Source organism: Streptomyces sp. NBC_00377, assembly GCF_036075115.1.
In the GTDB taxonomy this organism is placed as follows: domain Bacteria; phylum Actinomycetota; class Actinomycetes; order Streptomycetales; family Streptomycetaceae; genus Streptomyces.
Genome location: NZ_CP107958.1, coordinates 1,643,078 through 1,663,932 on the forward strand (window position 1 = coordinate 1,643,078; position 20,855 = coordinate 1,663,932).

The 20,855-nt window shown below is 73.0% G+C and carries 22 protein-coding genes and 1 pseudogene; 6 read left to right on the top strand and 17 right to left on the bottom strand.

Going from position 1 to position 20,855, the window contains the following annotated elements:
* Nucleotides 1-88: 88 nt before the first annotated feature.
* A complete protein-coding gene (locus OHS71_RS07230; protein ID WP_328477970.1) occupies nt 89-538 on the bottom strand; it encodes a PPOX class F420-dependent oxidoreductase in 450 nt (149 codons plus the stop codon).
* A gap of 145 nt (nt 539-683) precedes the next feature.
* Here OHS71_RS07230 and OHS71_RS07235 point away from each other — a divergent pair, with 145 nt between their 5' ends.
* From OHS71_RS07235 to OHS71_RS07245, 3 genes are all read left to right on the top strand, one after another.
* Nucleotides 684-1,280 (top strand): TetR/AcrR family transcriptional regulator, encoded by a 597-nt coding sequence (locus tag OHS71_RS07235; protein WP_328477972.1) that lies wholly within the window; start codon nt 684-686, stop codon nt 1,278-1,280.
* A 65-nt stretch (nt 1,281-1,345) separates the two neighbouring features.
* Nucleotides 1,346-2,710, top strand: a complete 1,365-nt coding sequence (locus OHS71_RS07240; RefSeq protein WP_328484429.1) for an MFS transporter — start codon at nt 1,346-1,348, stop codon at nt 2,708-2,710.
* Between the two features lie 59 nt (nt 2,711-2,769).
* Nucleotides 2,770-3,999, top strand: coding sequence for a serine hydrolase domain-containing protein (locus tag OHS71_RS07245; protein ID WP_328477974.1), 1,230 nt, complete (start codon nt 2,770-2,772; stop codon nt 3,997-3,999).
* Between the two features lie 26 nt (nt 4,000-4,025).
* Here the strand turns inward: OHS71_RS07245 and OHS71_RS07250 are convergent, their stop codons facing one another.
* The 4 genes from OHS71_RS07250 to ribA form a co-directional block, all read right to left on the bottom strand.
* Nucleotides 4,026-5,258, bottom strand: a complete 1,233-nt coding sequence (locus tag OHS71_RS07250) for a saccharopine dehydrogenase family protein (RefSeq protein WP_328477976.1) — start codon at nt 5,256-5,258, stop codon at nt 4,026-4,028.
* A gap of 42 nt (nt 5,259-5,300) precedes the next feature.
* The gene (locus OHS71_RS07255) at nt 5,301-6,338 is read right to left on the bottom strand and encodes a saccharopine dehydrogenase (RefSeq protein ID WP_328477978.1); all 1,038 of its coding nucleotides are present in this window, start codon (nt 6,336-6,338) and stop codon (nt 5,301-5,303) included.
* Nucleotides 6,335-7,480 carry an NAD(P)/FAD-dependent oxidoreductase gene (locus tag OHS71_RS07260; protein ID WP_328477980.1) on the bottom strand — a complete coding sequence of 382 codons (1,146 nt, stop codon included), beginning with the start codon at nt 7,478-7,480 and terminating at the stop codon, nt 6,335-6,337. Before OHS71_RS07260 ends, OHS71_RS07255 begins: the two co-directional genes overlap by 4 nt.
* 109 nt (nt 7,481-7,589) lie before the next feature.
* Complete coding sequence (ribA, locus tag OHS71_RS07265; RefSeq protein WP_328477982.1) at nt 7,590-8,249, bottom strand: GTP cyclohydrolase II; 660 nt, start codon at nt 8,247-8,249, stop codon at nt 7,590-7,592.
* Between the two features lie 38 nt (nt 8,250-8,287).
* On the opposite strand from ribA, the gene OHS71_RS07270 reads away from it, so the two are divergent.
* The gene (locus tag OHS71_RS07270) at nt 8,288-9,100 is read left to right on the top strand and encodes a creatininase family protein (protein ID WP_328477984.1); all 813 of its coding nucleotides are present in this window, start codon (nt 8,288-8,290) and stop codon (nt 9,098-9,100) included.
* A 95-nt stretch (nt 9,101-9,195) separates the two neighbouring features.
* Here OHS71_RS07270 and OHS71_RS07275 read toward each other — a convergent pair.
* The 5 genes and pseudogenes from OHS71_RS07275 to OHS71_RS07295 all read right to left on the bottom strand — a co-directional run.
* A pseudogene (locus OHS71_RS07275) lies at nt 9,196-10,260 on the bottom strand (lysylphosphatidylglycerol synthase transmembrane domain-containing protein); the annotation flags it as partial.
* On the bottom strand, nt 10,257-11,390 hold the full coding sequence (locus tag OHS71_RS07280; RefSeq protein WP_328477986.1) for a trans-aconitate methyltransferase: 1,134 nt from the start codon (nt 11,388-11,390) through the stop codon (nt 10,257-10,259). The gene OHS71_RS07280 and the pseudogene OHS71_RS07275, both read right to left, overlap by 4 nt.
* Entirely contained in the window at nt 11,387-12,583 is a 1,197-nt protein-coding gene (locus OHS71_RS07285) for a glycosyltransferase family 4 protein (RefSeq protein WP_443046873.1), read from the bottom strand. Before OHS71_RS07285 ends, OHS71_RS07280 begins: the two co-directional genes overlap by 4 nt.
* Nucleotides 12,580-12,978: a 6-pyruvoyl trahydropterin synthase family protein gene (locus tag OHS71_RS07290; protein ID WP_328477988.1), complete on the bottom strand. Its 399-nt coding sequence runs from the start codon at nt 12,976-12,978 to the stop codon at nt 12,580-12,582. Before OHS71_RS07290 ends, OHS71_RS07285 begins: the two co-directional genes overlap by 4 nt.
* Before the next feature lie 111 nt (nt 12,979-13,089).
* Nucleotides 13,090-14,079 (bottom strand): zinc-dependent alcohol dehydrogenase, encoded by a 990-nt coding sequence (locus OHS71_RS07295; RefSeq protein ID WP_328477990.1) that lies wholly within the window; start codon nt 14,077-14,079, stop codon nt 13,090-13,092.
* A 108-nt stretch (nt 14,080-14,187) separates the two neighbouring features.
* Between OHS71_RS07295 and OHS71_RS07300 the strand changes: the two genes are divergently transcribed.
* Nucleotides 14,188-14,943, top strand: coding sequence for a CDP-alcohol phosphatidyltransferase family protein (locus tag OHS71_RS07300; RefSeq protein ID WP_328477992.1), 756 nt, complete (start codon nt 14,188-14,190; stop codon nt 14,941-14,943).
* Nucleotides 14,944-15,022: 79 nt separating this feature from the next.
* Here OHS71_RS07300 and OHS71_RS07305 read toward each other — a convergent pair whose 3' ends face one another.
* The 5 genes from OHS71_RS07305 to OHS71_RS07325 form a co-directional block, all read right to left on the bottom strand.
* The gene (locus OHS71_RS07305) at nt 15,023-15,772 is read right to left on the bottom strand and encodes a YcnI family protein (protein WP_328477994.1); all 750 of its coding nucleotides are present in this window, start codon (nt 15,770-15,772) and stop codon (nt 15,023-15,025) included.
* A gap of 55 nt (nt 15,773-15,827) precedes the next feature.
* Complete coding sequence (locus OHS71_RS07310; protein ID WP_328477996.1) at nt 15,828-16,430, bottom strand: hypothetical protein; 603 nt, start codon at nt 16,428-16,430, stop codon at nt 15,828-15,830.
* Nucleotides 16,431-16,545: 115 nt separating this feature from the next.
* Complete coding sequence (locus OHS71_RS07315; protein WP_328477997.1) at nt 16,546-16,926, bottom strand: hypothetical protein; 381 nt, start codon at nt 16,924-16,926, stop codon at nt 16,546-16,548.
* Nucleotides 16,923-17,180: a hypothetical protein gene (locus OHS71_RS07320; RefSeq protein ID WP_328477999.1), complete on the bottom strand. Its 258-nt coding sequence runs from the start codon at nt 17,178-17,180 to the stop codon at nt 16,923-16,925. The genes OHS71_RS07315 and OHS71_RS07320 overlap by 4 nt, the downstream gene beginning before the upstream one ends.
* A gap of 423 nt (nt 17,181-17,603) precedes the next feature.
* On the bottom strand, nt 17,604-17,801 hold the full coding sequence (locus tag OHS71_RS07325; protein WP_328478001.1) for a hypothetical protein: 198 nt from the start codon (nt 17,799-17,801) through the stop codon (nt 17,604-17,606).
* On the opposite strand from OHS71_RS07325, the gene OHS71_RS07330 reads away from it, so the two are divergent.
* Nucleotides 17,800-18,192 carry an SCO5389 family protein gene (locus OHS71_RS07330; protein WP_328478003.1) on the top strand — a complete coding sequence of 131 codons (393 nt, stop codon included), beginning with the start codon at nt 17,800-17,802 and terminating at the stop codon, nt 18,190-18,192. The two genes, OHS71_RS07325 and OHS71_RS07330, sit on opposite strands and share 2 nt — an antisense overlap.
* Nucleotides 18,193-18,313: 121 nt before the next feature.
* Here the strand turns inward: OHS71_RS07330 and OHS71_RS07335 are convergent, their stop codons facing one another.
* Nucleotides 18,314-19,162, bottom strand: coding sequence for an alpha/beta fold hydrolase (locus tag OHS71_RS07335; RefSeq protein ID WP_328478005.1), 849 nt, complete (start codon nt 19,160-19,162; stop codon nt 18,314-18,316).
* A gap of 325 nt (nt 19,163-19,487) precedes the next feature.
* A complete protein-coding gene (locus OHS71_RS07340) occupies nt 19,488-20,846 on the bottom strand; it encodes a GH1 family beta-glucosidase (protein WP_328478007.1) in 1,359 nt (452 codons plus the stop codon).
* Nucleotides 20,847-20,855: the final 9 nt, after the last annotated feature.

Sequence of the window (20,855 nt, forward strand, 5' to 3'; positions counted from 1 at the left end):
GCTGCGCGGCGGGATCCGTGATCGCCCGAACACCGTGATGCCCCGAACACCGTGGCCGCCCGCGGACCGGTGATCGCCCGCACGTCCTCTAAGCGTCGCCCGTCCCCCTGGGGATGCCGTACGCCCGCTCCACCCGCAGGCGCAGGACCAGGCGGCGGTCGCGGACCATGGCGGCGCGGTAGTCGTCCCAGTCGGGATGCTCGCCCTGGACGTCGCGGTAGAGCCTGACGAGTTCCTCGACGGTGGCGTCGTAGGGGTCCTTCGCGGCCGGCGTGAGGTCGGCGGTGGCCTCGGCGACCGTGTAGGCGCGGTGGTCGGGGGCGGTGACGTGGTAGGAGGCGCGGGGATCACGGCGCAGGTTGCGGGTCTTGGCGCGGTCGTCCGTCACGGAGATCCGGATGAGGCCCTCGTCCGGATAGTAGCGGTGGGTCACGTTCGACAGCTGGGGGCGGCCGTCGCGCTTGAGGGTGACCAGTACTCCGACACGGCTCTCGGAGAGGAGTGCGAGCAGCGCGTTCTGCGTCATGTCCTGAGTCATGTACGACACAACCGGTGCCACCCCGGATGACATTCCCCCCATCCCGACCTGCCGGGCGCACAGGCACACAGAGGCGGCCAGAGGCAGGCAGAGGTGCAGAAGAGAAGGGTAGACACTGTCTACAGCCTTCTGGTAGACAGTGTCTATGAGTGTGACCGAGAAGCCTGACCCGGACCCCGGCCTGCGCACCCGTCTGGTGGACGTCGGCGTGGACCTGCTCTCCCGCGAGGGCGTAGGAGCGCTCACGCTGCGCGAGATCGCCCGCAGGGCCGGCGTCTCGCACGGTGCGCCCCGCCGCTACTTCCCCACGCACCTGGAGCTGCTGTCGGCCATCGCCCACCGCGGATTCGCCGACCTGGGCGCCCTGGTGACCGCCACCCCCGGCGACGGCACCGCCGGGCCTCGCGCCCGACTGCGCGAACTGGCCCGCGTCTACATGGAGTTCGCGGCGGACAACCCCGGCATGTACGAGCTGATGTTCCGTCACGATCTGCTGGAGAGCGGTCATCTGCGGCTGCGGGACACCAGCCTTCCGCTGTTCGGCGTCCTGGTGGACCTGGTCGGCCAGGTCCGGCCCGGCCGTGACGCACGGACCGTCGCGGGCGCGTTGTGGGCGAACCTGCACGGCATCGCCCAGCTCTGGCGCTGGGGAAGTCTCCAACTCGCCACGGGCTCCGACGACTTCGCGCCCCTTCTGCGCACGGTGCTGGACGCGCATCTCGGCCCCGAGGACGACCGGTGAGACGCCGGTCCCCGTCCCGGTCCCGCTGCCTGCCGCTGACGCTCGCGAGCAGCGTGGCCGGCGCCATGGTCGTCGCCCTGGACGGCACCGTGCTCACGGTCGCGCAGCCCGCCCTGCGCCGCGACCTGCACGCCACGTTCCCCCAGGTGCAGTGGACCAGCACCGGGTATCTCGTCGCGGTGGCCGGCCTGTTGGTGTTCGCCGGACGGCTCGGCGACCGCTTCGGACACCGGCGCACCTTCGCCCTGGGCATGCTCGGCTTCGGCGCCGCCTCGGCGGGCATCGCGCTGGCGCCGGACATCGGCTGGGTGATCGCGCTCCGGGTCGTGCAGGGCGTGTTCGGCGCGCTGTTGCAGCCCGCCACCCTGGGGATGCTGCGGGCCGCCTACCCGCCGGAGCGACTGCGGGCGCCGATCGCGGTGCGCACCGCTGCCATCGGGGTGGCAGCGGCGGCGGGGCCCGTGGTGGGCGGGGCGCTGGCCACGGAGTTCGGCTGGCGGACCGTGTTCCTCCTCAACATCGTGCCCGCCCTGCTGTTCGGTGTGCTCGCCCTCGCCTCCCGGGACCGCCCGGGGCCGCGCACCGACGTGCCGCTCGACCTGCCCGGCGCCCTGCTGCTCGCCGTAGCCCTGGCCTGTCTGGTGCACGCGCTCGTCACCCTGCCCGCCCTGGCATGGTCGGCGCCGGTCGCCCTGCTCACGGGGGCCGCCTTCGTACGGCACGAGCGCCGCACCCGTTCCCCGCTGCTGCCGCCGGAGGTGGTCGGCTCGCCGGCGGTGGGCGGGGCGCTCGGGGTGCTCGTCGTCGCGTCGGCTGCCCTCAATGGCGGGCTTCTGACCTGCGTCTACGTCCTCCAGGACGGCCTGGGGCTGACCCCGTTGCACAGCGCACTGCTCAGCCTGCCGCTGGCCGCGTCGCTGGTGGCCGCCGCGCCCGCCTCAGCCGTCCTGCTGCGCCGCTCCGGCGCCCGCGTCACCGTCGTGACAGCACTGGTCGTCCTCGCCGCCGGCCTGCTCCTGCTCGCCCGGGCCTCCGGGGCGGTCTCCTTCTGCGCCGGCTTCGCGCTGGTGGGCTGGGGCTTCGGCACGGTGATGGTCGTGGCGACGCATGTGGTGGTACGACAGGCTCCCGCGGAGTCGGCCGGGGTGGCGGGCGGACTTCAGCAGACGGCGATGAACGTCGGGCCGGTGCTGGGCGTGGCGTCGGCGACCGTGCTCATGGGCTTCGGCGCCGCGCGCTCGCCCCTCGTCCTGTCGGCGTTCGCGGTGGCGGCGGCCCTGCCGGTCTGCCGGGCGCTGCCCGGCCGTCCCCGTCCCGCACCGTCCGCCCGCCCGGTCGGCACACGTCCGGGTGGAAGCGACGCAACGCACACCGATCATGACGTCGAAAGGGGTCCGCACACGCGTTCCCTGCGCGACCATGAGGTCTGAGGGCGTCCGGGCGGGGTAGGCCGGGACCGCACCTTGAACGATCGCACCGGAGGAAACCGATGGCACTGCTGCGGCAAGAGGTCGACCCGAGCGAGGTCGGACTGGACGCGAAGGCGCTGGACCGTCTCGATCAGCACGTCGCCCACTTCGTCGACGAGGGGCGCCTGCCCGGGTTCCTCATGGCCGTCTCCCGCGGCGGCCGGGTCGCCCACCTCACCACGCACGGGCACCGCGACCTCGCCGCCGGACTGCCCGTCGAGGCCGACACCCTCTACCGGATCTACTCGATGACCAAGCCGGTCACCTCGGTCGCCGCGCTGATACTGGTCGAGGAGGGCGGACTCGGCCTCGACGACCCGGTGGCCGACCACCTCCCGGCCTTCGCCGACCAGCGGGTGTACACCGGCGGCTCGGGCGCCGGCCTCACCACCCGCCCGGTCGGTCAGCCCCTGCTCGTGAGGCATCTGATGACCCACACGGCCGGGCTGACCTTCGCCTTCTACCACTGCCATCCCGTCGACGCCCTGTACCGCGAGGCCGGTCTGGAGTCGGCGGTGCTGCCGGGCTCCGACCTGGCCGGGACGGTGGAGGCGTACGCGCGGCTACCGCTCCAGTTCGAGCCGGGCACACAGTGGAACTACTCGGTCGCCACGAACGTCCTCGGCCGGATCATCGAGGTCGTCTCCGGCCGTCCCCTCGACGAGTTCATCGCCGAGCGGATCTTCCGCCCGCTCGGCATGCCGGACGCCGGTTTCCAGGTCACGGACGAGCAGGCCGGGCGGCTGGCGGAGCTGTACGGCGACACCGACAGCGGCGGTATCGAGCCGATCCCCGGCCTGCCGCTGTTCGGCCGCCCCCGCTTCCTGTCGGGAAGCGGCGGCATGGTGGCGACCGCATACGATGTTCACCGTTTCAGCGAGCTGCTGCGCCGCCGCGGCGAGCTCGACGGCGTGCGGCTGCTCGCTCCCGAGACCGTCGATCTGATGACCCGCAACCATCTTCCCGGGGGCGCCGACCTGCGCTCGTTCGGCAGCCGCCCCGCCCACGACGAGCCCGGCAACGACGGCGTCGGCTTCGGTCTCGGGGTCTCCGTGGTCATCGACCCGAGCCGCGCCCAGGCCCCCTGCGGCCTCGGCACCTACGGCTGGAGCGGTGTCGCCACGACGACGTTCTGGGTCGACCCGGGCCGTGATCTGACCGTCCAGTTCCTGACCCAGCTGAGGCCGCGCAGATCCCTGAAGCTCTACCCGGACCTCAAGCGACTGGTCCACGAGGCCGTCGTCGGCTGACGAGACCGTCGTCGGTCGGCGACCTCTCAGTCGTCGATCCGCAGCGTGAACCCGAGCCCCTCGTCGCCGAGTTCGCGCAGCCACTGTTCGGAGCGCGCGGCCGTCCCTGCCGCCCGGTTCAGCCCGGACGGCAGGTTGCCGTCCATGATGTGCCGGACGCCCAGGGCGAGCGGCCGGGAGACGCAGCGTGCCATCGCGCTCTCCTTCTCGTCGCCCTCCAGGTCCAGGAGGTAACTCCCCGACCAGGAGGCGCTGTTACCCGCCCCCTCGGACACGCCGCCGCTGTCGTCGTCGCCCTCGCCGCCGACGTTGTCTCCGCTGCCTTCGCCCTCGCCGGCCGCGTGCACCTCGAGTGAGACGGCGAGGACCACACGGTCACGATCGGTCTCGGTGGTGGGGTGGGCCGCCGCCAGTTCCTGTGCCAGCGCGGCGATTTCCCGGTCACCGCCCGTCCTCAGCTGTTCGAAGACGGGGGCCCACGCCCGCAGCCAGCCGTCCAGGCGCAGGGTGCCGCGCACGAAGGTCCGCGCCGCCCAGGCCCGCGGCAGCCCGTACTGCCGGATGAAGGGAACGCTGTCGCGGTTGGGATAGACCTCGAAGTTCTCGCCGCCGACGAGGTGCTCCCGTGTGGCCTCCCAGGGCCGGTCGGCCACGGTCTCGACGCCGTTCTCGACGTAACGCGCGGGAGAGCGCAGGGCGTTGAGGACGCCGAAGGGCGCCCAGCTGAAGCGGTACCTGAAGTCGTTGGGTACCGCGGGGACGCCTCCGCAGTAGGAGGTGAGGCGGTACGAGGCCGCGGTGTCGTCGCCGATCGCCTTGCGGGCGCGGGCGACGAGGCTGTGCGCGAAGAGGTGGTCGACACCGGGGTCGAGGCCGGCCTCGGTGAGCACGACGATCCCGGCGGCGGAGGCCGCGGGCACCTGCTCCAGTACCGCGTCGGAGACATAGCTGGAACACGCGAAGTGCGCCCCTCGGGCCACGCACGCCGCCAGCAGGTCCGCGTGCCCGGTCGCGGGCAGCATCGACACCACGACATCACCGGGGACCAGTCGGGCCGTGAGCGCGTCGAGGGTGTACGCGCACGGCTCGGCTCGTCCGGTCAGGCCCAGCCGGTCGAGGGCCTCGGCCGCCCGCTCCTTCGTGCGGTGCCACAGGCGTACGCCGTCGGTGTGCTCGCACAGGGCGGCCAGGCCGCTGCCCGTGGACAGACCGGCGCCGACCCAGTGGACGGTGCCGGACGCCGGTACCAGATCGGACATGGCCGGACTCCCCTTCTCATAGGCCGAGTTGGCAGGACGGTCCTATAGACCGAGTTCGCGGGACACGCGATGGAAGAGTTCCAGGCAGCGGGCCCACGGTGCACCCGAGCCGAAGTCCAGCAGCTGGGGGGTGAGGGCCGCCGAGAAGTCGACGCTGGACTCGCGCGGCAGCAGCGACGGCAGATTGTCGATGGCGATCAGGTCGAGCGGGGGTTCCTTGCGCAGGCGGCGCACGGGGTCCGTCCACTCGGTGGTGCGGTCGTACACCGGGAGGACGTTGAGCGGCGAGCCCACGTCGCAGGTGACGTCGGAAAGGGTGCGCAGCCGGCGGGCCGGGTCATCCAGGTCCTCCTCGCGGACGAACGGGGGCACCGGGCTCGTCGCGAGGACACAGTTGACCATCACGTCGTGGGCCAGCAGGGCGGCGCGGTCCAGGTCGAGTGTCTCCGCCAGGTCCCAGCCGGTGGGGTCGACCCCGGCGGTGGCGAACGCGGCCCGTGCGCCCCGGCCGCTGCGGCCCAGCGCGCCGACGACGAGGGCGGTGAACTCCCCGTCGCCGGGGGCCGGACGCAGCGTCTCGTCCAGCTCGTCCTTGGCGGTGGGCACCAGGGGCGCGACCAGCCTGCCCCGATGCTGGAGCACCGCCAGGGCCGCGCCCAGGTAGCCCGCCCAGAAGCCGAACGCGGCGAGGCGGCGGCCGTCGTCGTCGACCAGGTACTCCAGGTCGAGCAGCGCCCCTCCGCCTGCGGCGAACCGGCGCAACAGCGCCGCCGCGCCCGGCTGTTGCTTGTAGGCGTGCCCGAAGAGGATGTGCCGGTGCGTCAACCGGTCCGGTTCGTCAGGAAGTTCCTTCAGACCGAGGACGACGGCGTCGCGGGGCGCGGACACCCAGGAACCGGGGGACGCGATCCGGGCGCCGACGGCCTCGTACTCGCGCGCCGGGAAGACGCGCTGCGGGGAGTCCTCGACGGTCAGTTCCACGCCGGCCCCGACGAGGCGGCGGGCGTCGTCGGGGACGACCGGGGTGCGCCGTTCGGTGGTGCGGGCCTCGTGCCGCAGCCACAGATGCAGTTCGGTCATACGCGGTTGGCCTCCGGACGCGGGGCGTCGGCCGCGAAACGGTCGGCGCTCAGGGGGGTGACGTCCACGAAGGGTACGCGGCCGAGATACAGGTCGCGTACGACCTCGCCGACGGCCGGTCCCTGGAGGAAGCCATGGCCGGAGAAGCCGGTCGCGTACAGAAAGCGGGATACCGAGGACGCCTCCCCGATCAGCGCGTTGTGGTCCGGGGTCACCTCGTACAGTCCCGCCCAGCCACCCGTGCGGCGCAGGTCGAGGAGGGCGGGGGCGCGGTGTTCCATGGCGGCGGCGAGGCGGGGGATCCACCGGTCGTGGGTGTCGGTGGCGAAGCCGGGCCGTTCGTCGGGGTCGGACATCCCGACCAGGAGGCCGGGGCCCTCGGCGTGGAAGTACAGGCTGGTGGTGAAGTCGATGGTCATGGGGAGGCCGGGCGGCAGGCCGGGGACCGGTTCGGTGACCGCGATCTGGCGGCGCAGCGGCTGCACCGGCAGCTCCACCCCGGCCATCGCGCCGACCCCCCGGGACCAGGCGCCGGCCGCGCAGACCACCGTGCCGGTGCTGACGCGGCCGAGGGTGGTCTGCACGGCGGTGATCGTGTCGCCCCGGCGTTCGATGCCGGTGACCGCGGTGTGCCGCAGGATGCGCGCCCCGCACTGGCGGGCGGCGGCCGCGTACCCGTGGACGACGGCCTCAGGAGTGCAGTGGCCGTCGTCGGGCGAGTACGCGGCCGCGAGTAACCCGTCGGTGCGGATCAGCGGGGACAGGCGCCGTGCCTCGGCCGGGTCGATCATCCGGCTGGGCACACCGAGTGCGTTCTGAAGCCGCACGCCCGCCTCGAAGGAGGCGACCTCCTCGGGCGTGGACAGCAGGAAGAGGTAGCCGACGCGGTGCAGCCCGATGTCGTGTCCGATCTCCTCGCCGAACCGCCCGAACGCCTCCAGGCTGCGCGCCCCGAGCCGGATGTTCAGCTCGTCGGAGAACTGGGCGCGTACCCCGCCGGCGGCTTTCGAGGTGGATCCGGCGGCGAGTTCGTCGCGTTCGACCAACAGGACGTCCGGCACGCCGACGGCGGCGAGGTGGTAGGCGATGCTCGTGCCCATCACCCCGCCGCCGATGACGACGACCGAGGCATGCGTGTTCACCGGGGCGGCTCCTTGTCACGGCGGCCCCGGCCCGTACGCCGGGACCGGGGCTGTCGTACGCCGGTACCGCCACGATCCCTACCCGTCGGGGTGGCGGTCCCAAGCGGTTTCAGGACCAGTGCGCCACCGCGTCGAGGTGGGGCAGCCGGTGGTCCAGACGCTCCCGCTTGGTACGCAGATAGGTGATGTTGTTCTCGCACGGCTCGATCAGCAGCGGGACCTCCTCGGCGACGCGGATGCCGTTGTCGACGAGCGCCTCGCGCTTGCGCGGGTTGTTCGACATCAGGCGGACGGACTCCACGCCCAGGTCGCGCAGGATGTCGGCGGCCACCTTGTAGTCGCGGGCGTCGACCGGAAAGCCGAGTGCCACGTTCGCCTCGACGGTGTCCAGGCCCTCCGCCTGCAACGCCATCGCCCGCAGCTTGCCCAGCAGCCCTATCCCCCGGCCCTCGTGTCCGCGCAGGTAGACGACGATGCCGCGGCCCTCGGTGACGACCGCCCGCAGCGCGGACGCCAGCTGGTCGCCGCACTCGCAGTGCTGGGAGCCGAAGGCGTCGCCGGTCAGGCACTCCGAGTGCAGCCGGGTGAGCACGTCCTCGGTGCCGATCTCGCCGTAGACCAGGGCGACTTGCTCGTCACCGCGGTCATGGTCCATGTAACCGATCGCCTGGAATTTCCCGTACACGGTGGGGAGGGGTGCATTCACCACGCGTTCCACACCGGTGCGCTGCGGGGTCTTCGTGCCGAGTACGCCAATTTTTTCTGTCATGATCTGGTTCCTAAGCAGAGACGAAGGGCCGGGAAGAAATGAGTGGTTCGGAAATACGGTCGGCGGCGTACGGACTGGTGCCGACGGACACTACCGAAGACGTGCGGACCCGGGGCGCCGGCGTCTCGGCACAGGTGGCTGTCCTGCCCGTCGGAAGCTTCGAACAGCACGGTGCGTACCTGCCGTTGGCCACGGACACGCTGGTCGCCTGTGCCATCGCCCGGGAGATCGCCGGGGCGTACCCGGTGCACCTCCTCCCGCCGGTGACCATCGCCTGCTCGCACGAGCACGCGGCCTGGCCGGGAACCGTCAGCATCTCCTCCGTGACCCTTCACGCGGTGGTACGGGACATCGCGGCGTCGTTGCGCCGCTCGGGCGTCGAGGCCCTGGTGCTGGTCAACGGACACGGCGGGAACTACGTCCTGGGCAACGTCGTCCAGGAGTCCTCCGCCGCAGGTGAGCGGATGGCGCTCTTCCCGGCCCCGGAGGACTGGGAGGCGGCGCTGGAGCGGTCCGGGGTGTCGACCTCGCTGCTCACCGACATGCACGCCGGGGAGATCGAGACCTCGATCCTGCTGCACGCCCACCCCGAAATGGTCCGGCCCGGTTATGAGTCGGCCGATTTCGTCGCGGACGACCGCCGTCATCTGCTCACGCTGGGAATGTCCGCCTATACCGATTCGGGCGTCATCGGCCGTCCTTCCCTGGGGTCCGCGGAAAAGGGGAAGGAACTCCTCGCGAGCCTGGCGGATTCCTTCGGTGCGTATTTCTCATTGCTGACTTCGGGGGCTCGGGCGGCCTCGGCAGGCGAAACACGGGACTCCGGGGCGGATGACGCGGCGTCGTCCTGACGCCGCTCCTCGGGCCGGGGGCCGGCGCCGTCGGCGGTCCCGGCCCGCAGTCCCGCGTACCAGCGGACGACCAGCACGACCGCGCCCGGCAGCGCCGCCACGAAGCTGAGCACCCCGTACACGACGGCCACCGCGAGGCCGGTGCTTGCGCCGAGTCCGGCGGCGCCGAACGCCCAGGCGGTGACACCCTCGCGGGGGCCCCAGCCGCCGACGTTCAGCGGCAGGCCCATGGCGAGCAGGGCGAGTACGGCGATCGGCAGCAGCGTGAGGACGGAGGCGTCCGAGCCGGCGACCCGCGCGGCCACGACGAACATCCCGAGGTGCCCGGCCAGCACCACAGCCGACGACACGGCGACGCCCGGCCCGTTGCGCCGGGACAGCAGCCCTTCGCGCGCCTCGGCCAGTCCCGCCCGCAGCCGTCCGCCGCGGCGCGGCGCGGCGGAGTTCATCCGGACGGCGAGGACGACGGCGAGCGCGCCCAGGGCCGCCAGCAGGACCAGCGGGGCGATGTGCCGGACGTCCTGCATGACCGGGGAGGGCAGGATCAGCAGGACCGTTACGCCTGCCACGGCCAGCACGAGCTGACCCGCGGTGCGCTCCAGGACCACGGCCCGCACGCCGCGTCCGACGTCCCCGGCGCTCTGCCCGTGCCGGACCGCGCGGTGCACGTCGCCGAGGACGCCGCCGGGCAGGGCCGCGTTGAGGAACAGGGCGCGGTAGTAGTCGGCGACGGCCGGGCCGAGGGGCAGCCGGATGCGCAGCCCGCGGGCCACCAGCGCCCACCGCCAGGCGCTGAACACCGTGGTGACCGCGCCGATCCCGAGCCCCACCAGCAGCGTCTGTCCGTCGATCCGGCGCAGTCCGTCCAGCAGGACGCCGGTGCCCATCCGCCACAGCAGCACGCCGAGGATGACGACCCCGGCGACCGTCCCGACGTGCGTGCGCAGGGCACGGCTGCCGAGCAGGGTCCGCAGCCGGGAGGGCTTCGCCGCGCGCCCCTCGGTCACGATGACGCCGATACGCGCCTCGGACACGGCGGCGCCGGTGCGGGCCACGGACGGGGTGCGCGCAGGCCGTCGTGCGACGGCGGCCCTGGCCCCTTCCGCCCACACCACCGGCGGCGCGGCCGTCACCCGGGGGCCCGCCGTCTCCGCGCTCATCCGTTTCCGCCCGTCGGCCGGGCCAGGGCCAGCAGGTCGCTGTGGTGGACGGTGACGTGCAGATCGCCCGCCGCGCAGGCCGCCAGCCGGGCGGCCAGGTAGGCCTCGGCGCGCTCGGCCAGTGCGGGGCGCTCCTCCACGGCCGCGCCGACCCAGCCCCGCAGCCACTGGGCGGTCAGGCCCACGTTCTCGGGGCCGAGGCGCCAGGGACTCGGGTGCACCTTGACGGTCGCGCCGTGGGCCGCGAACGCCTCGCAGGCGACGGTCACCGCGTCCGGGCCGAGGAGGCCGCCGTGCCGCTGGTGGTCGTTGAACGCGGCGGCGATCTCGTCGTCCAGCGGGTCCGGCGTGCTGAACTCGACGCGGCCGGCGACCGAGAGGGTCAGCAGCGCCGGGCAGCCGGCGCCCGCGCAGGCCGCGGCGAGCGTCTCGATCTCCTCGCGGGTGAGGACGTCGAGCAGTGCGGAGGCGGTGACCAGCGAGGCGCCGAGCAGCGCGTCCGGGGTGAGGCGGGCGACGTCGCCGCGCCGCGTCTCTACGGTGACCCGGCTGCCGTCGGCGGCCGCCCGGGGGGAGGCGACGGCCGCGAAGTGCAGGAGGTAGGGGTCACGGTCGTGCAGGATCCAGTGCTGGGGGCCGTCCAGGCGGGGGGCCAGCCAGCGGCCCATCGAGCCGGTGCCGCATCCCAGGTCGTGGATGGCCAGCCCGCTGCGGCCGGGCAGGTTGGCGAGCCGGATGCGCAGCGGGTCCAGCAGCTCCATCGCCCGGGCGGCGGCGTCGGCGGGCTCGCGCAGCTCCAGCCACTCGGGGGCGTAACGGGGCTGCTCCTCCGGCCCGGCGTCCCGCAGTCGCACGGTGGGCCGCTCACCGGACCGGCTGACCGGCCCGGCCCCGGCGATGACGTCGTCCGCGGCGCGGTCGTCACCGTCGTGCGCACCGGAACCGGCAGCGGGCGTCGCCGCCTGAGCGGAGCCGGCCGACCGGGTGACGGACTCCGCACCCGGGGCCACGGGTCCGTCACCGGGGCGCAGGGCCTCCGCCACGGAACCGGTCTCCGACCGGACCGGCTGTGCCGGTATGCCGCCCATGCGCCGCGCCACGTCGGCCGGGGTCGCCGTCGTCTTCCTCATGCCGCCCTCCGGGGTTCGCTGGGAAACCGGCCGAGGACACCGGCCAGGCTCTGGGCGGTCGTCGCCCAGCCGTTCAGGGCCGCCCGGCGGCCGCGCGCGGCGGCCTTGAGACGACGTCGTACATCGGCCTCGCCGAACCAGCCGCGCAGCTCGACCGCGAGGGCGGCCGGGTCCTCCGGCGGGACGAGGATGCCGGGGACACCGCCGTCGGGGGCGCGGCCGACCGCCTCGGGCAGTCCGCCGACGTCCGTCGCGAGGACGGGGATGCCACGGGCGAGCGCCTCGGTGACGGCCATGCCGTACGTCTCCGCGTAGGAGGTGAGGACCATCAGGTCGGCGGAGGCGTAGGCGGCGTCGAGCTCCGCGCCGGCCTTCGGGCCCGCCAGCTCCAGCCGGTCCTGAAGGCCGTGCTTCGCGATGAGGCCGCGCAGGTGGGCCACGTACTCGGGGTCCTGTTCGAGGCCGCCCACGCACACGCAGCTCCACGGCAGGTCCCGTGCCGCGGCCAGCGCCTCCACCAGCCTGTGCTGGCCCTTGCGCGGGGTCACGGCGGCCACGCACAGCAGGCGGGAGAGGCCGTCGGTGCCGGAGGCCAGCGGGGCGATGTCGGCGCCGGGAGCGGCGGCGTGCACGCGCTCGGGGGCGAGGCCGTGATGGGAGACGAGACGGCGCACCGCCCAGTCGCTGGTCGCGACGACGGCCGGGACGGCCCGCAGCACGGCCCGCTCCTTGGCGTCGAGCTCGGCCGCCACCTCGGGCGCGAGCCCGCGCTCGTCACCGAGCGGCAGGTGGACGAGGACGACGAGCCGCAGCCGCTCCGCCTCGGGGGTGATGATCTCCGGTACCCCGCAGGCCACGAGCCCGTCGAGGAGGACGACCGTGCCGTCGGGGAACGCGCTCAGCGTCCGCGCCAGCTCCGCGCGGGCGGCCGCCTCGGGGCGGGGCCAGGAACCCGACACCTGGTGCTTGTGCACCTGCCAGCCGAAGCCGGGCAGGTCCAGGCAGAGGCGCCGGTCGTAGGCGTTGCCGCCGCTCGGGTTCGCCGGGTCGTCGACGCCGCCCGGCATCACGAACTGCACGGAGCGCAGAGACATGGGGATGATCCCGCCCATCTTGGGAAGCGCGGCCTGCGCGGGCACGTACGCGAGCGGGGCCGTGGGCACGGCGGCCTTCTCCAGGGTCGCATCGGTCACAGCGCACGCTCATAACTCGCCCAGGCGACGTGCGACTCGTGCAGGGCGACCGCGATGGCGGCGATGCCACGGGCGCCCTCGCCGAGCGCTCCCTTGTGGATCCGCTCCGCGAGCCGGTCGGCGATGACCTTGGCCAGGAACTCGGTCGAGGTGTTGACCCCGGCGAAATCGGGCTCGTTGTCGAGATTGCGGTAGTTCAGCTCGCTGACCACCGCACCGAGTTCCTGCGTGGCGAGCCCGATGTCGACGACGATGTTGTCGTCGTCCAGCTGCTCGCGGCGGAACGTGGCGTCCACCAGGAACGTGGCTCCGTGCAGGCGCTGCGCGGGTCCGAAGACCTCGCCGCGGAAGCTGTGGGCGATCATGATGTGATCGCGGACGGTGACACTGAACAACGGACGACCCTCCAGGTGCGGCGCCTTCGCTCCCCCGGCCGCTGACCGCCGGGGGATGCCGTGTAGTACGGCCCTACGCTTCCCCCTGTTCAGCCGGATCTCACTCTTTTCTCAGGTCAGGCGCTCCTGTTCGTACCCGACCCGGTGGCAGAGGGCCGGAATCTCGCCCGCCGCGAGCCTCGGCATGACCTCCGGCAGCTCCTCGAAAGCGCTGTCTCCGGTGACCAGGGCGTCGAGCGCCGGATCGGCAAGCAGCTCCAGGGCGAGCGCGAGCCGGTCGGCGTACGTACGGCTGGAGCGGCGGGCCGGGGAGACGGTGCCGACCTGGCTGCTGCGCACGACCAGCCGCCGGGAATGGAAGTCCTCGCCCAGCGGGAGGGAGACCTTGCGGTCGCCGTACCAGCTCAGTTCCAGCACCGTGCCCTCGGCGGCCAGCAGCTCCAGTGACCGGGCGAGCCCCTGTTCGGTGGCGCTGGCGTGCACGACGAGGTCGAGGCCGTCGCGGGCGTCCTCGGGGAGGGCGAAGTCCACGCCGAGTGCCTCGGCGACCTTCGCCCGCGCCGGGTCGGCGTCCACCAGCTGCACCCGGACACCGGGGAAGCGGGCCAGCAGGGCGGCCACCGAGCAGCCGACCATGCCCCCGCCGACCACCGCGATCCGGTCGCCGACCAGCGGGGCCGCGTCCCACAGCGCGTTGACGGCCGTCTCGACGGTGCCGGCCAGGACGGCCCGCGGCGCGGGCACCGAGTCCGGCAGGACCGTCACGGCCGTCGCCGGGACGACGTACCGCGTCTGGTGCGGGTAGAGGCAGAAGACGGTGCGCCCGACGAGCGCCGCCGGGCCCCGCTCCACCACGCCGACGTTGAGGTACCCGTACTTCACGGGCGCCGGGAAGTCGCCCTCCTGGAACGGCGCCCGCATCGCCGCGTGCTGGCTCTCGGGCACCCCGCCGCGGAAGACGAGGGTCTCCGTGCCGCGGCTGACGCCGGACCACAGCGAGCGCACCAGCACCTCGCCCTCGGCCGGGTCGGGAACGACCACGTCGCGGATCTCCCCCTGACCCGGGGAACTGACCCAGAACGCACGAGCGGTGACAGACATCCGCATCCTCCTGAACGATCGGCAACCGGCCCACGTACCGAGGTGTGCACAGTCCGCGCACAGTACGCGGCACTGATCATCTCTGTCATCTGGCCGGAGGAACGTGCGGTGGCCCTGAACAACACTTACGACGCAAGGCTCGTCCAGCAGGAGACCGCTGTGGGAGCGGGCGTTCAGATCCTGTTGCTGGCCCTGCTCGGCTCGGCGATAGGCCTGGGGCCGGCGGGCTGGGTGACCGGTCTCGTCTTCGCCATCGCCACCTGGGCGGTCCTCTCCCGGGCACTGCACCGCTCCGCCCTGCGCTCCTTCGGCCCGGCCAACCGGGTCACCCTCGGCCGCGCGACCCTGGTCGGCGGGGTGACCGCGCTGGTCGCGGACTCCTTCGAGAGCACGCCGCCGGTGACCCTGCTCGTCGGCCTGACGGCCGTGGCCCTGATCCTCGACGGCGTCGACGGCAAGGTCGCCCGCCGCACCGGGACCTCGACGGCGCTGGGTGCGCGCTTCGACATGGAGGTCGACGCGTTCCTGATCCTGGTGCTCAGCGTGTACGTCTCGATGGCGCTGGGCCCGTGGGTCCTCCTGATCGGCGGCATGCGCTACGTGTTCGTCGCGGCGGCCCGCTTCGCGCCCTGGCTGAACGCGCCTCTCCCGCCGAGCACCGCCCGCAAGACGGTCGCCGCGCTCCAGGGCGTTCTGCTGCTCCTGGCGGGCGCGGACCTGCTGCCCCACGCGGCAAACTTCGCCGTGGTGCTCCTGGCGCTGGGCTCCCTGGTGTGGTCGTTCGGCCGCGATGTGCTGTGGCTGTGGCGGACCTCGCGCCTGGCGGAGCAGGCTCCAGCGGCGAAGGTGCTGGAGCTCGTGTGACTCCTGACTTCCGTTCCCACGGGGAAGGGCCCGGACCGGGTTCACGGTCCGGGCCCTTCCCCGTGGGCTGCCCTCGTGGTTACGACCGGGCCGAGCGCGTGCGTACGACGGCGAAGGCGGCTGCCGCGAGGCCCAGGACGCCGACGACCAGCCCGGCGGCACCGAGCCCGCGGGCGGTGGAGTCATCGGCGTCGGTGGCGCCGGCCTGTGCCGTGCCGCTCTTGGTGCTCGCCGTGCCGGCCGTGCTGTCCGTGCCCTGGGCGGGGGTGTCGGCGGCGCCGTCGTCCGCCGCCGCGGTCAGCTTCAGCACCGGCGCCGGGTTCTCCGGCTCGTCCACGCCCGCCGCGGCCTCCTCGATCCAGCGGACGGTCTTGCCGTCGGAGTAGGTCTGGAGCGTCTTGAACGTCAACTGACCTATATCGTCGGGGAGTTGACCGAAGGCGACGTCGAAGTCCTGGTACTGGCCGGCACCGATCCGTCCGCCGGTCCAGGTGATCTCGGAAGCGGCCTCGGTGATCGTTCCGTCGTCGGTCTTGACGGGGGTCTTGAGCTTGGTGGTGGTCACCTTCGCGGTCCAGCCGTCCTGCGGGTGGACCAGCACACCGAGCACGGGGTGGTCGGTGGGCAGGAAGACCTGGACCTTGGTGGTGTTCGCGGTGTCCTCGTTGGGGACCCGGAAGCTGAGCACGCCGTCGGTGGCGCCCTTGGCGTAGCTCTCGGGGTGCACGGTGACGTGCGCGGAGGCGACAGAGGCAGCGGCGAGAACCGCGGCCGCGGCGAGCACGGTGCCCAGACCGGCGCGGCGCAGGGCGGGGTGTGTCGTGGACATGGGTGGGTGATCTCCGTACAGGAAGGGGTGGGTCCGGACCGGGTCCGGCTCGGGGTCAGATCGCGTACGGGACCGGGGCGGGCGGACCGCGACGGCTCACCGCGTGACGCAGCAGCAGCCGGGGGCGGAAGGGGGCCGGGGCGGCGGGGCGGATCGACGGCACGGGCAGCGGGACAGGGGTCCCCCGCCACCAGGCCGCGAGGCCCGGCAGGAAGGCGACCGCCCAGCGCAGCAGCGACCACAGGGCGGCCTCTCCGCGCCGCAGCCACCAGGAGGCGGCGAGGGCGGCGAGGACGTGGGCCGCCGTGGCGTGCGGCGACATCGCCGTGGCGTGGGTGTGCAGGTGCGTACCGTGCGCGGACGTCATGTGCATCCGCATCGCGGGCATGGTGCGCGCGGCCGCACGGGAGTGGGCCGCGCCGAAGGCGACATGCAGGGCCGCCTGGGTGGTCAGCATGGCCGCGCCGATCCCGGGCAGCGAGCGTTCCCGGGCGCCGAGCAGCCACCCGGCGGCGAAGACGGCCAGGAAGCCGGCGCCGTCCGCCCACGGCGGCGGCATGTCACCCGTGGCGAGTCCGTGTCCGGCCGCCGCCAGCAGCACGCACACCGCGGCGAACACCGCGGCGCGCAGGCTCCGGACGGCCGGGGACGCACTCATGGTGAGGGATCCTCCCATGGCCGCCTGTACGTCGGCCGACGAGAACGCCTTCGCTGATGAAGCACTGCGGGCCCCGCCGGATTCTGGCGGGGCCCGCAGACGTCTGCTGCTGTGATCAGGGGGTGAGGTCCAGTACGCGGACCGGTTCACCTGCCCACCGGTGCGGGGCAGTGGTCGCGACGATCGCGCCGTCCGGACGGTCCGGGGTCGGCTGCGCCGCGTACTGGCTGTGCGCCGCGGCCCAGGTCTCCTGCCGTGCGACGGCCAGGGCGGCAGCCAGGTCCAGATCGAGGACGGTGACGCCGGGAAGGGAAGCCAGGTGCTCGGCTGTGCCAGGCCGGGCGCGATCGGCTTCCACTAACGCGCAAGCCGGGGCGTACAGGAACCAGCCCGATTCGGCATGGGCGCGGTGGATCAGACGGGAAGCAAGGACGTTGCCCTGGCCGGCTGCGGCCATCGCGGTGTCGTCCAGGACGATGTGCACAGCGTCGCTCACCGGCTGGTCACCCGGGCCAGACGCCGGTCCAGCTCGCTGTCCAGGTCCTGCTCCTCGGCAGCAGTCGGCGCGTAGCCGTTCCACTCCTTCAACGCGGCCAGGGCCTTCTCCGCCCGCTCGGCACGCTCGGCCGGAGTCAGCAGCGTCTCCGCGAGACGGGCAAGATACGCGCGCAGCGACAGACCCTCCGCGGCAGCTATAGCGGCCAGCCGGTCCTTGGCTTCCTCGGGGATACGGACGTTGGCATCGGACATCGTCGTGCTCCTTCCCATCCCGCAAGGATACGGGTACGTACCCGTACCCATCATGCGACTGATTCCGGTCACGACCCTGTTGTCTGGCCGAATCCAGTGCAATGCTGTGGCGGCGGTGATCCTCCAACCCCCGTGGAGGCCCCACCTCTGGCCCCGCCCGTGCGCTGTCACCTGGGCGGGGCCGCGCCGTCCCTCCCGGCCCTCCTCACGGGAGGGCCGACGCCCGCCGGAACGGCCCTCGGCCTGCCACGGACCGACTCCAACATCGTCGCTTGGCCCTGAGCCGGGGCGCGTTCATCGTCGCCATGTACTTCCTCGGACACGCCCCCTGGCTGAACAGGAAGACAGCGCAGCGGCCGACACCGGCCAAGGCCACGGCCACGGCCAGCGAGGGAACCGGGCGGCCAGGGGCCGGCGCTCCCCTCAGTCCGCAGTGCGGCGTTCGTCGTCCAGATGAGCCATGGCGTAGCCGCGCTCATCCGGATGACAGGCCAGGCGCGCCATCACCCACGCAGTGCGGGCGTCCATCCCTTCGCCATGATCGGCGGCCAGGCGGCGCGCCTGCCACGTCGTGTGTGGGGCGAGCACCCACTTCAACAGAACGAGAAAGAGGACACACATGTCTCTCGACGTCTCCCCGAAGCTCCTCTCCGAGGCCGAAGCCGGCGACATCCGCGAGGAGAACTTCGTGGACACGATCCGTACGTCCCTCCCCTACGCCTACGACCTCGTCGCCTCCCTCGCCACCGGACTGCACGCAGGCATCGCCGAGTTCACCGACAACCGGACCCCTCCCGCCTCCGAACAGGAGCGCGGCCAGCTCCTGCGCGCCCTCGCCAGCGACGCCATCCGCGGCAGCCTGGAACGCCACTTCGACGTGACGCTCGCCTTCCAGAACTGCCACCGGGTCGCGGCCTTCCGCCCCGGGGCGAAGGGCGGCGAGACGTACACGCGGTTCACCTCCACGCGCGCGCAGGTGCTGAACCAGTCGGCGGAGCTGCGGGACTGCTGACAGAGCTGCCGGCCGCCGCCGGTGTCGTCTGCGACCTCGTGTCGGCGACACCGGCGGCGGCACACACAGACCCGCCGAGCCGGCCGCGCCTCCCCCGCACCGTGACGGCTGCGGCAGTGCCTCAGACAGGCCCGTTCAGGAAGCCCTCCACACGCGCCACGAACCCGGCGGCGTCGTCCCGCCAGGGGAAGTGTCCGGCGTCCGGCTGCACCGTGAGTTCGCCCTTCGGAAACAGCTCGGCGAACTCACCCATCACCCGCGGCGGAGCCGCCGGGTCCCACTGCCCGGCGAGCAGGAGCACCGGAGAGGAGAAGGCGGAGAGGGAGCGGCGGGTGTCGTCGGGTGCGAAGGCGCCGTCGGCCGTGTGCACCGCCGCCGCCTCCTGGTTCTTGGCCCGCTCGCCGGCCTCGTCGAAGGCGCGGGCCGAGTCGTCCCAGCGGGCGTGCCAGAAGGGGGCGACCGCCTGCCAGGAGCCGGCCGTGGCGCGGCCCGCGGTGACTGCCTCCAGAGCCTCGTACGCGGGCTCGAACCACGGCTCCTCACGTCGCAGGCGGGCGATCGTCAGCCGGTCCTCGGCGGTGATGTCGAGCCCGACCGCGAAGACGCTCGGGGTGATCAGCAGGAGGCGGTCGACACGGTCGGGGTGGCGGGCGGCGTACAGCACCGCGAGGTTGGCTCCGCCGGAGTGCGCGAGCAGGTCGACGCGGTCGAGTCCGAGATGCCCGCGCAGCGCCTCGACGTCATCGACGAGACGATCGCAGCGGTACGACGTCTCGTCCTCGGGGATCGCCGACTCCCCCGTGCCCCTCGGATCCAGCCCGATCAGCCGTCGGCGGGAGGTGAGGCCGCCCAGGTCCCCCAGGTAGGCGGCGGACTGCATGGGGCCGCCGGGCAGACAGACCAGAGGCGGACCGTCTCCCGACTCGTGGTAGGCGAGGCGCGTTCCGTCGGGGGCGGTGAAGGTGGGCATGAGCGCGAGCGTTCCAGGACGGCTGCGACGGAACAAGCGAATTCCCTGCCGGCTCGCCTGCCCCGCCCACCCCTGCTGTTCCGCACCTCGACAACGCGGACCGCGCGCCCATGTGAGGGCGCGTCACGGCCTCGGAGCCCCTGACACACACCGCATGCTCCGCACGGGCGACCTCGCCGCGACCGTCACCCGGCTGCCGCTGAAGCCGGACGTGAACCAGGTCGGTTCCGTCGTGCTCATGGCTCTCCTCGCAGTCGCTCCGGCAGACCCCGGGAGTCGCGGCAGGCACGGGCTCCCGCACCCGGACCCGCCGCGCCCCGCACCCTCAGGCGGCCTTCGCCACCCCCTCCCGGTGACTGCGGATGATCTCCGCGTAATGGCGTCCGGTGCCCTTGATCGTGCGGGTCTGGGTGCGGTAGTCGACGTGGACGAGGCCGAAACGCTTGTCGTAGCCGTACGCCCACTCGAAGTTGTCCAGCAGGGACCAGGCGAAGTAGCCGGCCAGGGGTGCGCCCTTGCGGGCGGCGGAGGCGCAGGCTGCCAGGTGGCCGGTCAGGTAGGCCCGGCGTTCGGGGTCGTCGACGGTGCCGTCGGGCCCCACGACGTCCGGGTAGCTGGAACCGTTCTCCGTGACGTACAGGCGACGGACGCCGTACTCGTCGGTCAGGCGCAGCAGCAGCGTCTCGATGCCGCTCGGGTCGACCTCCCAGTCCATGCCGGTGCGCGGGACACCGGCCCGGCGGACGGAACGGGCGTGCGGGGCGGGACCGCCGGGGTCGTCGGTCACGGTGGCCGGGAAGTAGTAGTTCAGGCCCAGCCAGTCCAGCGGTGCGGCGATCGTGTCCAGGTCGCCTCGCTGTTCCGGGAGTTCGACGCCGTACACCTCCCGCATGTCGGCCGGGAAGCCCCGGCCGTGCACCGGGTCGAGCCACCAGCGGTTGGTGTGGCCGTCCACGCGGCGGGCGGCGGCGATGTCCTCGGGGCGGTCGGTGGCGGGGTGGACGGTGGAGAGGTTGTTGACGATGCCGATCTCGGCGCGTGGGACCGCCGCCCGGACGGCCTGGACGGCGAGCCCGTGGCCGAGGAGCAGATGGTACGAGGCGCGGACGGCGGCCGTGAGGTCCGTCAGACCGGGGGCCATCGTGCCTTCGAGGTGGCCGATCCACGCCGAGCACAGGGGTTCGTTCAGGGTGGCCCAGTGGGTGACACGGTCGCCCAGCCGCTCGGCGACGATCGAGGCGTAGGCGGCGAAGTGCTCCGCGGTGCTCCGCTCGGGCCAGCCGCCGCGGTCCTGGAGAGCCTGCGGCAGGTCCCAGTGGTAGAGGGTGACGGACGGCGTGATGCCCGCCCTGAGCAGACCGTCGATCAACCGGTCGTAGAAGTCCAGGCCCTTGGGGTTCACAGGACCGTCGCCGCCCTGCATCACCCGTGGCCACGAGATCGACAGCCGGTACGCGTTGGTGCCGAGCCGGCGCATCAGTTCGATGTCCTCGCGCCAGCGGTGGTAGTGGTCACAGGCGACGTCGCCGTGGTCGTCGCCCGCGATCTTGCCGGGTGTGTGGGAGAAGGTGTCCCAGATCGACGGCGAGCGGCCGTCCTCCGCCGCGGCTCCCTCGATCTGGTACGCCGAGGTGGCGGTCCCCCAGAGGAAGTCCTGGGGCAGGGCGGCGAGGTCGATGGTCACTGAAGTCCC